This window comes from Paenibacillus sp. Paensp111, from assembly GCF_059492195.1.
Genome location: NZ_CP168527.1, coordinates 1,473,163 through 1,487,953, shown reverse-complemented (window position 1 = coordinate 1,487,953; position 14,791 = coordinate 1,473,163). Strand labels below are relative to the sequence as shown.

9 protein-coding genes are annotated in these 14,791 nt (G+C 45.7%); all 9 read right to left on the bottom strand.

What is annotated here, in order from left to right; genetic code table 11:
• Positions 1-10 precede the first annotated feature (10 nt).
• Positions 11-1,582, bottom strand: a complete 1,572-nt coding sequence (locus ACEN86_RS06775; protein ID WP_495633552.1) for a response regulator — start codon at positions 1,580-1,582, stop codon at positions 11-13.
• Positions 1,554-3,374, bottom strand: a complete 1,821-nt coding sequence (locus tag ACEN86_RS06770) for a sensor histidine kinase (RefSeq protein ID WP_495633551.1) — start codon at positions 3,372-3,374, stop codon at positions 1,554-1,556. Before ACEN86_RS06770 ends, ACEN86_RS06775 begins: the two co-directional genes overlap by 29 nt.
• A gap of 241 nt (positions 3,375-3,615) precedes the next feature.
• A complete protein-coding gene (locus tag ACEN86_RS06765) occupies positions 3,616-3,855 on the bottom strand; it encodes an HPr family phosphocarrier protein (protein WP_495633550.1) in 240 nt (79 codons plus the stop codon).
• A 49-nt stretch (positions 3,856-3,904) separates the two neighbouring features.
• Positions 3,905-4,888 carry a galactofuranose ABC transporter, permease protein YjfF gene (gene yjfF / locus ACEN86_RS06760; protein ID WP_495633549.1) on the bottom strand — a complete coding sequence of 328 codons (984 nt, stop codon included), beginning with the start codon at positions 4,886-4,888 and terminating at the stop codon, positions 3,905-3,907.
• A complete protein-coding gene (locus ACEN86_RS06755; RefSeq protein ID WP_495633548.1) occupies positions 4,885-5,901 on the bottom strand; it encodes an ABC transporter permease in 1,017 nt (338 codons plus the stop codon). Before ACEN86_RS06755 ends, yjfF begins: the two co-directional genes overlap by 4 nt.
• Positions 5,891-7,417: a sugar ABC transporter ATP-binding protein gene (locus ACEN86_RS06750; RefSeq protein ID WP_495633547.1), complete on the bottom strand. Its 1,527-nt coding sequence runs from the start codon at positions 7,415-7,417 to the stop codon at positions 5,891-5,893. The genes ACEN86_RS06755 and ACEN86_RS06750 overlap by 11 nt, the downstream gene beginning before the upstream one ends.
• Before the next feature lie 86 nt (positions 7,418-7,503).
• A complete protein-coding gene (locus tag ACEN86_RS06745) occupies positions 7,504-8,529 on the bottom strand; it encodes an ABC transporter substrate-binding protein (RefSeq protein ID WP_495633546.1) in 1,026 nt (341 codons plus the stop codon).
• Positions 8,530-8,818: 289 nt separating this feature from the next.
• Complete coding sequence (locus ACEN86_RS06740) at positions 8,819-12,808, bottom strand: fibronectin type III domain-containing protein (RefSeq protein WP_495633545.1); 3,990 nt, start codon at positions 12,806-12,808, stop codon at positions 8,819-8,821.
• A 709-nt stretch (positions 12,809-13,517) separates the two neighbouring features.
• Positions 13,518-14,786 carry an ABC transporter substrate-binding protein gene (locus ACEN86_RS06735; protein WP_495634235.1) on the bottom strand — a complete coding sequence of 423 codons (1,269 nt, stop codon included), beginning with the start codon at positions 14,784-14,786 and terminating at the stop codon, positions 13,518-13,520.
• Positions 14,787-14,791 lie beyond the last annotated feature (5 nt).

Genomic DNA, 14,791 nt, shown 5'->3' with positions numbered 1-14,791 from the left:
AACATCCTTCCTAAAGGCAGATTTGACTCTCCTGGTTGCGGTATACCTTGGTAGTTACGCCTGTAATTTTTTTGAATACGGAGTTAAAATAATGCGGATCGTTATACCCCACCAAGCCCGCGATTTCATAGGATTTGGCATTTGTAGTCTTCAGCAGCTTCATGGCTCTCTTAATTCTCGTCTTAATTAAATAATCGATGAAAGTCTGCCCAATAGCATTCGAGAAAACGCTGCTAAAATGGTTCGGACTTACATTGACATAGGCGGCAACAGTTTGAAGGGAGATGTCCGGATTATCAAAGTGACGATCAATATATTCCTTTGCTTTGCTTATGATATCGCTGTATTTATTCTTAATCTGATCTCGATACTGAAACACAAGCCCAAGAATAATGGAAGCCGTGCTGCGCAGTTCATCAAGACTGAAGATCGCCTGCAGTCGCTCCTCCACCGATTCCAGCTCCAATATGAATGCACCCACATCCCCGCGTGATTCATGAATGAATTGGGTAGCAGATATGATCATATCCATGATGAGATAATGAGAGTATAAGGTATTGTGATCTTTCCCCTCATCTTGGATATAGCTAAGTACAAAAGCTTCGATCCTGGAAACGTCCCCTTGTTCAAGGAAGTCATTCAGCTTGCTGCGCTTATAGGCTATAGTTCCCTGCAATTCTTTTCCGATCAATGGCCGTTTTCGTAAAAAATACTGGTAGCTTTTCTTCTGATCAGCTTCCGAGAACGAAATGGAGATCTCCTGAACACGGCTCTTCACGGAGCCGATTCCTGTATATACTGTACAGTTCAGCTTCTCCTCCATTTGCTTCATATCCTTGACAAGCTTCTCGGCCAGTTCTTCAAGCTGTTTAGGATCTTTGCCTTTAAGAAGCCATGCATGCTGTTTCTTATTCCGCTTTACGTGCAGATGATCCGAATACCCGCAACTAAGGCTTTGATATAGCGAGTCGTCTTCTATATTGATAATTGGGGTGCCGTCGTCCCCGTTCTTTGCTTCAAATTCCACAAGGGCCACAAGGTAGTAATCGGATATTAAAGCTACCCCCAATTCCTCAGACCTCTGAATTGCATCTGCTGTCGGAATCGAACCCGTACACAGATCAATGAGCATTTGCTCCCGCATGAAATCCATGTTGACGCTGGCTCTCTCTTGAAGCTCTTCCAGCTTCCGCTTCTCTCTTCGTTCGCTATCGATCTTATCTGATACCTTATGCAGACTATGGAGCAGCTCGGTAGAACTTAGCGGCTTCAGACAATATTCCTCTACGCCGATTCTCAAGGCTTCCCGCGCATATGTAAATTCATCATGGCCGCTAAGAATAATAATTTTGACGCCAGGCATCCGTTCTTTCACAATTTTGCTCAGCTGTATACCATCCATAAAGGGCATTCTAATATCCGTCACGACAATATCCGGAGCAATTCGTTCAATCAGGGGTAAGGCCAATTCCCCGTCGGGAGCATCCCCGCTGAATACAAAACCTTCGCTTTCCCAGTCTATACGGTCTCTTATTCCTTCTCTGACAAGGATTTCATCGTCCACCAGGAAAACTTTTTTCATCAAATTCCCTCCTTACAGGTATATTCACAGTGACCGTGGTGCCAATGCCCAACTCGCTTTCCAGCTGAAGTCCATAGAGCTCACCGTGATAAAGACACAGCCTTTGATGTACATTGCTGAATCCAAATCCACCGTCTTGCTTAGGCTCATCCTTAACTTCCTGCTCCAGGCTAGCCTGCAGCTGTTGCAGTCTCTCCTGCGTCATACCCGCTCCATTATCGTGAATGTAGATCCGGATTGTCTCATTGGATACAAAAGAACCGCTAATTCGAATCATGCCTTTGCCTCTTTTGTTCTTTATCCCATGATACAAAGCATTCTCCACGAGAGGTTGAAGTGTCATCTTCAGGATCTGGCAGTCCAGGATGTCCTCGTCGATCTGTATCTCATAATCGAGAATATCCCGGTAGCGCATTTTCTGAATCATTAAGTAGTTGCCAATATGCTCGATTTCATCCCTGATTGTAATCAAGTCGCGTCCTCTACTGAGGCTGATTCGGAAGAACGTGGTAAGTGCGCGTACGATCTCGATCACTTCTTCACTCTTCCTGTTCTCAGCCAACCAAATGATCGAATCCAGCGTGTTATATAAAAAGTGTGGATTAATCTGTGCCTGCAGAGTGCGAAGCTCGGCGATTTTAATCAGCTCCTGTTCTTTTATACTTGTCTCAATCAAGATCTTGATTTTGTCCAGCATCGTATTGAAGCTTAAGCCCAGATCGGCGATTTCATCTCTCCCCATCTGATGTACCTTGGCATCAAGATAACCGGAGGCAGCCTGACGCATTTTCTTCTTCAGAAAGCGGATCGGATGAATTAATTTAGATGAAATGAAGAAATACAACGATATCGTGAAGATGATGGTGAATATTACAATTACCCCAATCAATCTTTCAATACGATCGGCATCCTGAAGCACTTCCTTAAGCGGCACTTCTCCAACAATCTTCCAGCCCGTCTGTTCAGATGAGGTATAGACGACAAAGTGTTCCACCCCATTCACAGAACGATTGAAATTGCCCAAGTCCCCATTCAGAAGCTTTGACTCTGCACCATCAAAGTTAGCAAATCTGCCAGATCTCTCCGGCATGATAATGGGCTGACCCTTCTCGTTGACTACATAAAAGTATCCATTCTGCCCAATTTGCATGTTATTGCAAAAATTAGAGATCACCGACGCGTCAAGCGTGATGACCATATATCCTATCACTTCATCGGTAATCTCCTGTCTGACTGTGGACACAATGGAGACAGCAAACTGACCTTCATCGCTGGAATGATCGAAATAGTCCGGTCTTTGTGAAGAGAGGGGGGAAATGATCATGACCTTGTCCGGGTGCTTCATAAGATCGACAAATACCGGATAAGTGGATAGATCCTGATCGAGGTCAAAGATGCCTTTTTTCTCACTGATTCCCTTGCCGTATAGATTAAACAGCATCATATTGCTGATACGGTCGGACAACCTGTACGTATCGCGGTACAGACTAAAGGTATTGAGAATTTCCTTTGCTTCCTGATACGTTTCATTCTGTATGAGCAGAAATCTCAAAACATTCGGGTTCTTACTAATATCGAGAAACTTGCGATTATCTGAAAATAAGCTATCAATATCATTTTTCAAATGCTCTGCGGTTAACTGTATCGCTGCAACACTATGTTTCGACACGGTCTCGTAAGACATGCGATAGGTAATCATACCAACGAGAATCAATGGAAATGCCGTCAGCAGGACGAACATCGTTAACATCTTCGCGCGCAGACTAGAAGTAATCCAACTATACAGTTTCATACCGGTGAGAGCCTCGCTTCTGCTGGAATTCACGACAGGGATTGCTGCAGGAACACGTAAATTTTTACAAATAAATTGGATATTATTCCATTTTAAATTATAAAGCGCTTTCATAAAATCAACAAGAAGAATTTAGCTCTCCTTATTCGATTTAAAGCCAAATATCCGGTCCGGTGACATGACCTGCAAGTGTCACCGGCTGGAGGTATTAGGCTGCGTCTTGTCGTTCATATAAGACTAGTTATTTGATGATATAAGACAGATCATAACGGGCAAACAAATCGGACAAAGCCCTCTTTGCTTCGTCTTCATCTGGACCCATCACATACAGCTCATAGTTATGGTGCTCTGTTAATGTGACAAATACGCCCAGAATACTTTTGGCATCAATGATGATTTTACCGAATTTCAGAACACAAGAGGATTTGAATCTATTGGCGGTCTTGGAGATTTCCCAGCCGATTTCAGTTGTATTGTGCATCCTTCTCTGCCTCCTTAAGTAGTCATCAAAGAATCATGCGATCATGAGATTAAGCTTGCGCACTGCTCTTCTTCTTGCGTGAAATCAACACTTTCTGAAGCACTATGAACAGGAACAATAACAGTCCAATGGCAATCTTGGTCCACCAGGAGCTAAGTGTACCCTGGAACATAATCAAAGTTTGGATAATTCCCTGAATCAGGACACCAAAGATCGTTCCGACTACGTAACCGGTCCCTCCGGTCAGCAGAGTTCCACCGATTACAACGGCAGCGATCGTATCCAGCTCCATCCCCACGGCATGAAGCCCGTATCCGGACAGCATATAGAATGTGAAGACAACCCCGGCGAGCGAAGAGCAGAAGCCGCTCAGTGTGTACACAAGCACCTTGGTTCTCGCAACAGGAAGACCCATCAGCAGGGAGGATTGCTCGCTGCCGCCGAGTGCATACACATTGCGGCCGAACTTGGTGAAATGCGCGATGTAAATAGCAGCTGCGACAACGACCAGCGCAATAATGACGCTGATGGAGATATAATTTTTGCCGAATAGATAGACTTTAGTCTGTGAGACATAACCATACCATTCGTTATCAATAGTTATGCTTTCGATACTGATGAGGTAGCAAAGCCCTCTGGCCAGGAACATACCGGCAAGCGTAACGATAAACGGCTGAAGCTTAAAATACTGAATCAAGCAGCCCATCGACCAGCCGAAGAAACTACCGACAAGCAGAACGAACGGAATAACCACCCAAGGTGACCAATGATGGTTCTGGACGAGTGTGGCCGACAGCATCGTCGTGAAGGCGATCATGGAACCCACGGATAGATCAATACCACCCGTAATAATGACGAAGGTCATGCCTACCGCCGTAATCAGCAGAAAGGCATTATCAATTAATAAATTCAAGAACACCTGGAGCGAGAAGAAGCCCCGATATTCCATAGAGCCTGCCGCAAACATAACAATGAATAAACCAACGGTGACCAAGATTGGAAAGTAACGTCTATCCAGCTTAAATAAATTCATGCCGATACCCCCTGTTTGGCAGCTTGATCTCTCTTCCTGCGCCTTGCGGCGAATACACTTCCGAAGGCTTCAGACTGAATTAGACAGACAACTAACACCACGACGGATTTCACAACCAGCGTCACTTCCGGGGGAACGCCCATTGAATATATTGAAGTGGTCAATGTCTGAATGATCAGTGCGCCAACAATGGTGCCCGACAGATAAAAGCGGCCGCCGTTCAGGGAATTCCCTCCAATGACAACAGCCAGTATAGCATCAAGCTCATACCACAGCCCGGCATTGTTGCCATCTGCACTGGATACGTTGGAGCTCAATATAAAGCCCGAAATCCCGCTCAAAAAAGAACACAGCAGATACACGATGAAGATGATCAGCCCGGAGCGGATACCGGCGAGACGGCTTGCCGTCGGATTCGTTCCAACCGATTCAATGAACAGGCCTACCGCCGTCTTGCGCGTCAATATGGATGCTATGATGAAGAAGAAAGCAATAATATAGATGGAGAAAGGCAATCCGAACAAATAGCCAGCTCCTATGAAGGAATAAGGCTTCGAGGAGATCGTCAAAATTTGGCCATCTGTTATTAACTGGGCTACCCCGCGTCCCGCTACCATCAGAATTAAGGTTGCAACGATCGGCTGTATGCCCAATAGACTGACAAGCAGTCCGTTCCAGGCACCTGCGGCGAGAGCCAGCAGGAGTGAGATACCGAGAGCAGTGAACAAGACACTCGTGCTCGATCCGTCTCCCTTGCTAATGATCAAGCAGGCCATGGCTCCGGTAATGGAGACTACCGAACCTACAGATAGATCAATCCCTTTTGTTGCGATGACAAAAGTCATTCCGATCGAGATCAGTACAAGAGGGGCGGCACGGTTCAGAATATCGATCAAGCTGCCAAATAGATGACCATCCTGGATAGTGATGGAGAAAAAGTCATGGTTATGAATCAAATTGGCCAATAGCAAGACGGCCAGAGTAACTAGAGGCCAGAACAGCTTATTTTTCATTTGGGACGCCTCCTGCAATAGCCTGCATGATATCCTGTTGACTGACATTGTGGTTATCCATTTCAGCAATTTTATGACGGTCACGAAGAATCGCGATTCGGTGACTGGTACGTACAACCTCTTCAAGCTCAGAGGAGATAAAGAGAATCGACATTCCCTTCCGGCACAATAAGCCCATCTGCTTCATGATCTCCGCTTTAGCACCAACATCAATCCCTCTTGTGGGCTCATCGAGAATCAGCAAGTCCGGCTGGGTAAGCAGCCATCTGCCTAGAATAACCTTTTGCTGGTTACCGCCGCTTAAATTTTTGATCAGTGTCTCCGGACCCGGAGCCTTGATATTCAGCAGCTTGATATACTCATCTGCATATTCGGTCTGCTTCTTCTTCGGCAAATACTTGAATATCCCCAGCGAGGCTTGCATAGCCAGAATAATATTCTCACGGATGGTAAGTTCGTCAATAATGGCTTCACTCTTACGATTCTCCGGACAGAATGCAATACCGTTGTCTATCGCTATCCGCGGTGATTTCAAGTTCACGGATCTGCCTTTGATCTTAAGCTCCCCCTGATCGGCACGATCTGCCCCGAACAAGATCCGGGCAATCTCGGTCCGGCCTGAGCCCAACAAGCCAGCAAGACTCAGAATTTCTCCGGGGTACAATTTGAGATCAAAGCGTTCAATAGAACCCTTACGGGCAAGCTGCTTGGTCTCCAGGAAAGGGGATTGATGGCCAGTGCTTGAATGGGATTCCACCATCTCCTGCACCTGCTCCATTTCGTCCATCTCCTTGCCGATCATTTTCGATATCAGTTCCATGCGGGAGAGTGCCTCGGCCTTATACTCCCCGACAAATTCCCCATTACGTAAAATGGTAATCCGGTCGCTCATCTCATACACCTGATCAAGGAAGTGAGTCACGAACAATATGGCCAATCCTTCCGATTTCAATTTGCGCATGACTTTGAACAGCTCATTCACCTCGTTCGAATCAAGGCTGGAGGTCGGTTCATCGAGAATCAGGATTTTGGCTGATATATTTAATGCTCTTGCGATCGCTACCATCTGTTGAATCGCTACCGAATACTCCCCAAGCTGTTTGGTAGGATCAATATCTACATTCAGCCGCTTCAAGAGCACTTGGGCCTCAGCATGCATTTCCTTCCAATCGATCCTGCCCCTCTTCATCGGCTCCCGCCCAATGAAGATATTCTCCGATACCGTTAAGTTCGTACATAGATTAACCTCTTGATACACCGTGCTGATCCCGAGCTCCTGCGCTTCGAGCGGGTTTTGCGCTCTAATCTCCTTGTCGTCCAGCCGAATTTCGCCGCTATCGATCGAATAGACACCGGTTAACACCTTGATCAGTGTGGATTTACCAGCCCCATTTTGGCCCATCAGCGCATGAATCTCACCTGGAAACATACGAAAGCTTACGTTGGTTAGTGCCTTTACACCGGGAAAATGCTTGCTTATCCGGTTCATGAGTAATCGAGGTTTCTTCTCATCCATTCGGGTACCCTCCTGTCACCTTTGAAGAAGAAAGAGAAGCCGTAGACGGCTTCTTGATGAATAAATTCCAGATTTCAAATTCCGCTTTAATATTGACGGTTTGGCAGTTCTTTCTCTGCTGTGTCTTGAGGGAAAACGCCTTCATTTGTCAGGATGCGTTTTTGCACCTCTTTACCCGCTACGACGTCCTGTGCGATTTGCATCAGCTGCGGTCCCATTAGAGGGTTGCATTCTACAATCAGGTTAATCTTGCCGTCCTTCATGGCCTGGAATGCATCCTTGATGCCGTCCATCGAAATAATCAGAATGTCTTTCCCAGGCTTGATCCCCGCCTCTTCTAAAGCTTGAATAGCACCCAGCGCCATATCGTCATTATGAGCATACAGAACATCCATCTTGGTGTTCTCCGCCTTGGCGGATTTGATAAACGCTTCCATAACTTCCTTGCCTTTAGCGCGGGTGAAGTCACCTGTTTGGGACTTTATAATCTTCAGGTTAGGGTTGTCCTTAATTATTTCCTCAAACCCTTTCTTACGATCAATAGCCGGTGCGGAGCCCGTTGTACCTTGCAGTTCTACGATATTTACCGGTCCCTGATGATCCTTCATTTCCTCCAGAAGCCATTTGCCTGCACGGCGGCCCTCTTCTACAAAGTCCGAACCTAGGAAAGATTTATACAAAGAGGTGTCACTGGAATCAACCGCCCGGTCAGTTAGGATTACAGGAATCCCGGCGTCCTTTGCTTCCTTAAGCACGGTATCCCAACCGGATTCAACAACTGGCGAGAAAGCGATGACATCTACCTTTTGGGCAATAAAGCTGCGGATTGCCTTAATTTGATTTTCTTGCTTTTGCTGTGCATCCGAGAATTTAAGATCAATGCCTGCAGCCTTGGCTGAGTCCTGAATGGATTTCGTATTGGCCGTTCTCCATCCGCTTTCTGCGCCAACTTGAGCAAAGCCGAGTGTAATCTTCTTATCCGTCTTCGTTGAGCCGTCAGTCCCTGTAGCATTAGCCGAGCTAGACGGACTCTCCGTGTTCCCGCAAGCTGAGATTAGAATCATTGTTACTGTCAACAGAAGTACGGCACTAGACTTAAAGATGTTCTTCATTTGACTACCCCTCCTTGTTTTCACCATTTGATCAGGTGTTAACTTGATTCTATAAGCAATCTGCCAGTGTCTAAATGGAATTCAATACGCATTTGTTTAGGATATCTTTGAGAAATTCACTGATCTGCTTTCGGAAATTTGGTTTTAATCCGGAAATGTTTTGTTTTCTTATGATGAACTATTCGCTGAATCATTTTACGGATACACTTATGTCTGTCGGCAAGCAAAAAGCCCGGGAGAGTCTCCCGGGCTTCTCGTTCTTAGCTTCAATTTGCCATTAGCCTAAAGTTTAGAAATTCAGTTGAAAGTTCGTTATTTTCAAAGTTCCAGCCTTAACCGTCTCGCCTGCTCCCGCGTATACCTTGAACAGGATGCCTCTAATATCAGATAAATCGGATATGGCGGCATTATTAGCCCAAGCTGTCTTAGCGGATTTCCAAATTGGCGAACTCAGTGGATATACTACATCAACAGAGTCTCCTGGAGCGATAATCCTTTCAACCTTAGCATCAGTTGCGGTCTTCCCTCCTGTCTCCTCCCAAAGCCAGCCCCCGCCGACTCTGAGTACCAATGATACATGGATAGGTGTACTGCCGGTATTTGTCAAAGTGGACGAGACACTCGCGTACTTGGACCAATCATCTCCAGTGCCAAGTCCTGGCTTAGTCTCAGTACCAATTCCTGCAGATACTGTATCGCTAACCGTAGAAGCATAATTCACAACGAGCGTATCTCCATCCAGACTTTTAGATACATTCCCTGTGAAGGAAGACTCTACAAAGCTCCATGGATAATAGCTAGCTGATTTGGGACGGTTCATCTCAGCAATTGTAGCAGCGTAGGTATCGGCTGCCAAATCGAAACTGATGGTGTGCAGTTGAAGACTTCCAGCCGCTCCCCCGCTTCCGCTCTGAACTCTGAGAATAATTCGATTTACATTTTTGTTCTTCAATGCTGTTAAAGGCACAGAAGCCTTAATAGTCGTCTTCGCGGGTACTTTGATATACTGACCAAGCTCCGTCCACTCCCAATCCCCATCTTTCACAATAGGTTGAAGCTGCACTTCAACGTCATTGGGATTCGTTACAATCAGGTTCATATTCGTATAAGAACTCCAATCTGCTGCCTTTGCCGGATCGACTTGGAAAGAAGGATAATTCTCTTGTTTGAGATCGAAGGTCATATTAAGTCCTCCATTATCCAGTGGTGAAAGGGCAGCAACTGTTGGAGTCGCTGGCTTATTGGCACCGTTGATGCCAACATACCAGGTAGTATAGTCATCAATAATGCCTGGATCGATGACCTGGATATTGCTCGGATCACCTGTAGTCACGGTTACGGCATTACTTGCGGCCGACTCATTTCCAGCATCATCTACGGCTTTTACTGTGAAAGTATAGGAAGTTTTGCCTGCCAAGCTTGCTGCTGTGTAACTAGTCGTAGTGCTTGAACCTATTTTTTCGCCATTCTTGTATACATTGTATCCCGCAACCCCGATATTATCTGTCGATGCAGACCACTTAAGATTGGCTGTTGTAATAGCTGCTACCGCTGTCAGACCTGATGGTGCAGTAGGAGCTGTTGTGTCATTGCTATCCTTTGTTTTAACACTTACCGCATTACTGGCAGCTGAAATATTGCCTGCAGCATCAATAGCTTTCACGGTAAATACATAGGTGGTATTAGCTTTCAATCCAGTTGCGGTAAAGCTTGTGGATGTACTGATATCTACCAAAGTTCCATCCTTGTACACATTGTAGCCTACGACCCCTACATTGTCGGTAGATTGTGTCCAAGTCAGTGACGCTGAAGAGTAGGAGGGTGAAGTGCCCGTAAGATTAGAAGGAGAAGAAGGTGCTTGATTGTCGGAACTTCCACTATACACGGTGCTCAGCTTAGAAGTTGCCTTGATCCCATTCGGACCATTTATGATCGCATTCCCCTGCTCTGTAAGGCTGGTTCCAGCCCAGTCGTTAGCCATATCCAGATATTCAAGTCCTGAGCCATTTCCTTTCCAGGACCATCCGAGATAGCCTACTCCCTTCTGCTGGCTATAGCTCATAATCGTTGCCTCATCTACATCGCCATTCGTATGTTTTATACCGAACTCACCGATTACAAGAGCCAAGTTCTTGTTCAGAACATTGTCAATGTTGCTTTTTACCGTTGAAGCATTTGCACCTGCATATTCGTACATATGGATGGAGAACATTGTGTTCTTGAGAGGGTCGGAATTAAATACCTGTGTTCCATAATCAAAGATCGATTGCGGATATTGTCCCCATCCAGCGCCGTCAACCATTAATGTGTTCTTAATCCCTGCGTTCCGAAGCTTAGGAATCACCGATGTGTATCCTTTAGCCCAGTCTGCCCCATTCCATGTACCGTACCATTCATTTGCGATATTGAGGATTACTGTCTTCTCTTTCCCGATTAAGGCGCTCTTCATCTCAATCCAATAATTCGCAATATTATCGAGTACGGCAGCACTATCCGAACCCGTACCGTCATGCACCTCAACAATAGCGACCAGTTTATTCTGTTCACACAAGGTGATCAGGCTTTGTAACGTAGACAAGCTGTCCTTGGTCCACTGTTGGCCGTCGGAGAGCACGATTCTTACAGTATTTGCACCTGTCTTGGCAATTGCAGGTATTGCAACAGCCTCTTGGCCTTTATACCAAGTGTAAGCGTGGTTAATTCCTCTCATCACAAAAGGATTACCGTTCGCATCATAAAGCGTAGTGCCATTAATGTAGAATCCAGCGTTGTTAGTAGTTGTATTCGTAGTAACATTTAGCACACTGCTTGCTGTAGACACATTACCTGCTGCGTCCTTGGCCTTCACAGTGAAGCTGTAGGCTGTTCCTGCAGTCAAGCCTGTAACGGTATAGTTAGTTGTCGTGCTTGTCCCTACGGGCGTAGTCCCTCTGTAAATGTCATATCCCGTCACGCCAACATTATCCGTTGATGCGGTCCAGTTGAGCGTTACGGTTGTGTCTGTCTTGGATGTGCTTGTGAGATTGGTTGGTGCTGTAGGAGCTGTCGTATCCTGCTGTGTTGAGCTGGAAGTAGTAACATTTAACACACTGCTTGCTGTAGACACATTACCTGCTGCATCCTTGGCCTTCACAGTGAAGCTGTAGGCTGTTCCTGCAGTCAAGCCTGTAACGGTATAGTTAGTTGTCGTGCTTGTTCCTACGAGCGTAGTCCCTCTGTAAATGTCATATCCCGTCACGCCAACATTGTCCGTTGATGCTGTCCAGTTGAGCGTTACGGTTGTGTCTGTCTTGGATGTGCTCGTGAGGTTGGTTGGTACTGTAGGGGCTGTGGTATCCTGCTGTGTTGTGACTTGGGTAAACTTCCACTTTTGCTGCGCATTTCCATTATCCGTCCATTGCTGTACATTGGCTCCATCTGCCGTTGAACCACCAGCCACGTCCAAGGCTTTGCCGCTTGATCCGGAAATCAGCTTGTAGTATCCGCCTCCAACGTCAACGATCTTCCATTTTTGATTCGCCTGGCCATTGTCTGCCCATTGCTGCACATTGGCACCGTCTGCGGTCGAACTGCCAGCCACATCCAAAGCTTTCCCGCTGGACCCTGAGATCAGCTTATAATATCCACCGCCAACATCAATGGCCTTCCATTGCTGCTGAGGTTTGCCGTTATCCGTCCACTGCTGCACATTGGCTCCATCTGCGGTCGAACCACCAGCTACCTCAAGGTTTTTCCCGCTATGTTGTGCCGTTAATTTGTAAATTCCACCAGAGACAATTCCGGTTTGGCCAGGATCCGTCGTGCTACCGTCAGCAGCATATACCTCGAAGTCCCAAAGAGAAAACCCATAATTCGTCGCTCTTTGAATCCCATACATTCTCACATATCTTGCACTGCTGGCTGCAAAAGAAATTTCGTTAATTCCCCCCTGACCTGTTGTTGTAGAATACACGGTAGTCCAATTATTGTTATCCTTTGAAGTCTCAATCTTGTAGGATTTCGCATAAGCCGTCTCCCAGTTCAGCTTCACGCCGTTCACATCTGCAACAGCACCCAGATCAACGCTGATCCACTGCTGATCGGAATAGCTGGATGACCACCTAGTTGAAGAGTTTCCATCAAACGCCATTGAAGGTGTTTTCGATGAATCTTCCACCGAGCTTGCTGTGGCGGTCTTGTTAAGCGCGACATTCACTTTTGCTGCTGCACTCACGTTTGTAAGCGGTAACAAATTAACGAATAGGCCCAGTATAACTAAGCAGGACAACAATCTCTTCATTATTTAACCTCCGTAATTTGAGAAGTGAACAACTCTTAAAAGGCTACTAATACGGATTGCATTATTCTGATGTACCAACAGATGAGAAGAGAGTCTTCGAGTACAGTTCATGGAGTTATTGAACAAGGAAGTTGATGGGGTGAATTACATTTTGGGAGAGTTACGGATGAAATACGCTCTAGAAGGTTGTGTGGCTGAGTAGTCTGGAATTAACAGTTAGCTGCAAAATTATTTGATCTCATTTCCCTCCTTTTTAGTTCATTTACAGCCATAAGCACCGATTTACTTCATCTCGTATCATGCATTCCAGGTGTTGGTGCTTAAGTGTATATTTAAAATATTTTCAATTCATATTGAAAATATCTTAAACCAAATTCACCTGCCATAATTAACTAATCGATAAACTACAATTCACTATAAATATAAAGCGTTTACATGTCAACATATATTTACAAAAATGCTATTATTAGGTCTTCATCTCTATTCAAACAATGAATCCCGCTTGATTTTAGGTAAAAACAACTAATAACTAGTATATATTACTTTAAGAGTGTACTTTATAAGCTAATCGATAAATATAATTTATTGTTTTCTGCTTGGGCACACAAACGCAAAAAAGCAACCTTTCTCCGGTAATCAGTACCGAATCAAAGGTTGCCCATATAGATCATAGGTCTATAGATCATTCCCCATCTTGCAAAGGTCACGCCTAATCTTCCGATTGAATGGCCTCCTTGATAATGGATCTTTCCTCTTTTGTAACCTGCTCCATTTGCTCCTTTAGCAGTGCAAGCTGATCGGCGATCGGCTGATCGGATTCAATAATCCCAGGAATATTTTTGTCCCATAGAGCCTTCAACTCCGCATCCAGCGGTGTCGGGTATATCCCCTTATTATGCTCTGCATAACTTACAGCCATAGCCGACGTATCTTGTCCACCCAGGTAACTAACCTGCCCTGAACCTTCATCCGGCTTCGTGAACGATACAACATTTTGCACGTACTTCCAAGCTTCCGATATATGCGGGCTGTCTTTGGCAACCCCAATCATCGCCCCATCCCGATAGCCATATAAATGAAGCGGCAGCTGAGATACCCGCCATGAACCAGCCTGCTCCGGTGCCCAGCTTTTTAACGAATCCGTTATCCAAGGACCTCCGTATAACATGGCAAGCTGTCCATCGCGTAGCGCCTGCTCACCAGATGGATCCCAAATGGAGCTCCGAAGAGCTAGGCCATTTCGGCGAATCTCACGAGCTACATAGATTGCATCCTGAAAGACCTTACTGTCCCAAGCGAACTCCATATTGCGATTCAGAATACTCGAGGACATCGCCGCCACATCAATAGGATCGGTATAATGCTGGAACAGGTAGATCCCTTTATTCTTAAGCTTTTTGGCCATATCAATCCAATTCTGCGGGGTGCTCAGAAACTCAGTCAGTTTATCAGGATCTGCAGGGAACCCATTCTCTTCAAGCAGATCAGAACGATAATAGGTGAAAGCAGTCGGCAAGGCAATAGGCAGCGTAATTAGTTTGTTCAGCTTCACGTTCGAATACTGAGGAAGCATATCGACCGGCAATTTCTTTTCAATCGCCTTGATCTGTTCCCCCTGCTCCCTAAGGTTGCTCAGAATATCCAGACCATTCAGCTGACCCGTCATGGAACTGTCAAGAAAGACCACATCAGGCGACTCAGGAGTGCCATAGGCCTTGATAAAGGCATTTGCGATTTCTTCGTATTTAAAACGAACGGTTTTTACCTTGATTTGAGGATGAAGGAGCATAAATAGCCGATCTGTCTCCGCTGTATCATAGAAGCTCCATACTACTAGTTCATTCTTCGCCCCAGCATCAGGCTGAGCCTCCTTCATGGCTTCCGTGCCGGGCGAGATTGGTGTCATCTCTGTCACATAACTGCTGCATGCCGTCGTTATCAAGAGCATTATTATAATGGTCAGCTTCCAGAGTCTCATCACAC

What these genes read in the sequence shown, in the direction of transcription:
- ACEN86_RS06775 (WP_495633552.1), bottom strand. Translation starts at nt 1,582, where the DNA reads ATGAAAAAAGTTTTCCTGGTGGACGATGAAATCCTTGTCAGAGAAGGA.
- ACEN86_RS06770 (WP_495633551.1), bottom strand. Translation starts at nt 3,374, where the DNA reads ATGAAACTGTATAGTTGGATTACTTCTAGTCTGCGCGCGAAGATGTTA.
- ACEN86_RS06765 (WP_495633550.1), bottom strand. Translation starts at nt 3,855, where the DNA reads ATGCACAATACAACTGAAATCGGCTGGGAAATCTCCAAGACCGCCAAT.
- yjfF (WP_495633549.1), bottom strand. Translation starts at nt 4,888, where the DNA reads ATGAATTTATTTAAGCTGGATAGACGTTACTTTCCAATCTTGGTCACC.
- ACEN86_RS06755 (WP_495633548.1), bottom strand. Translation starts at nt 5,901, where the DNA reads ATGAAAAATAAGCTGTTCTGGCCTCTAGTTACTCTGGCCGTCTTGCTA.
- ACEN86_RS06750 (WP_495633547.1), bottom strand. Translation starts at nt 7,417, where the DNA reads ATGGATGAGAAGAAACCTCGATTACTCATGAACCGGATAAGCAAGCAT.
- ACEN86_RS06745 (WP_495633546.1), bottom strand. Translation starts at nt 8,529, where the DNA reads ATGAAGAACATCTTTAAGTCTAGTGCCGTACTTCTGTTGACAGTAACA.
- ACEN86_RS06740 (WP_495633545.1), bottom strand. Translation starts at nt 12,808, where the DNA reads ATGAAGAGATTGTTGTCCTGCTTAGTTATACTGGGCCTATTCGTTAAT.
- ACEN86_RS06735 (WP_495634235.1), bottom strand. Translation starts at nt 14,786, where the DNA reads ATGAGACTCTGGAAGCTGACCATTATAATAATGCTCTTGATAACGACG.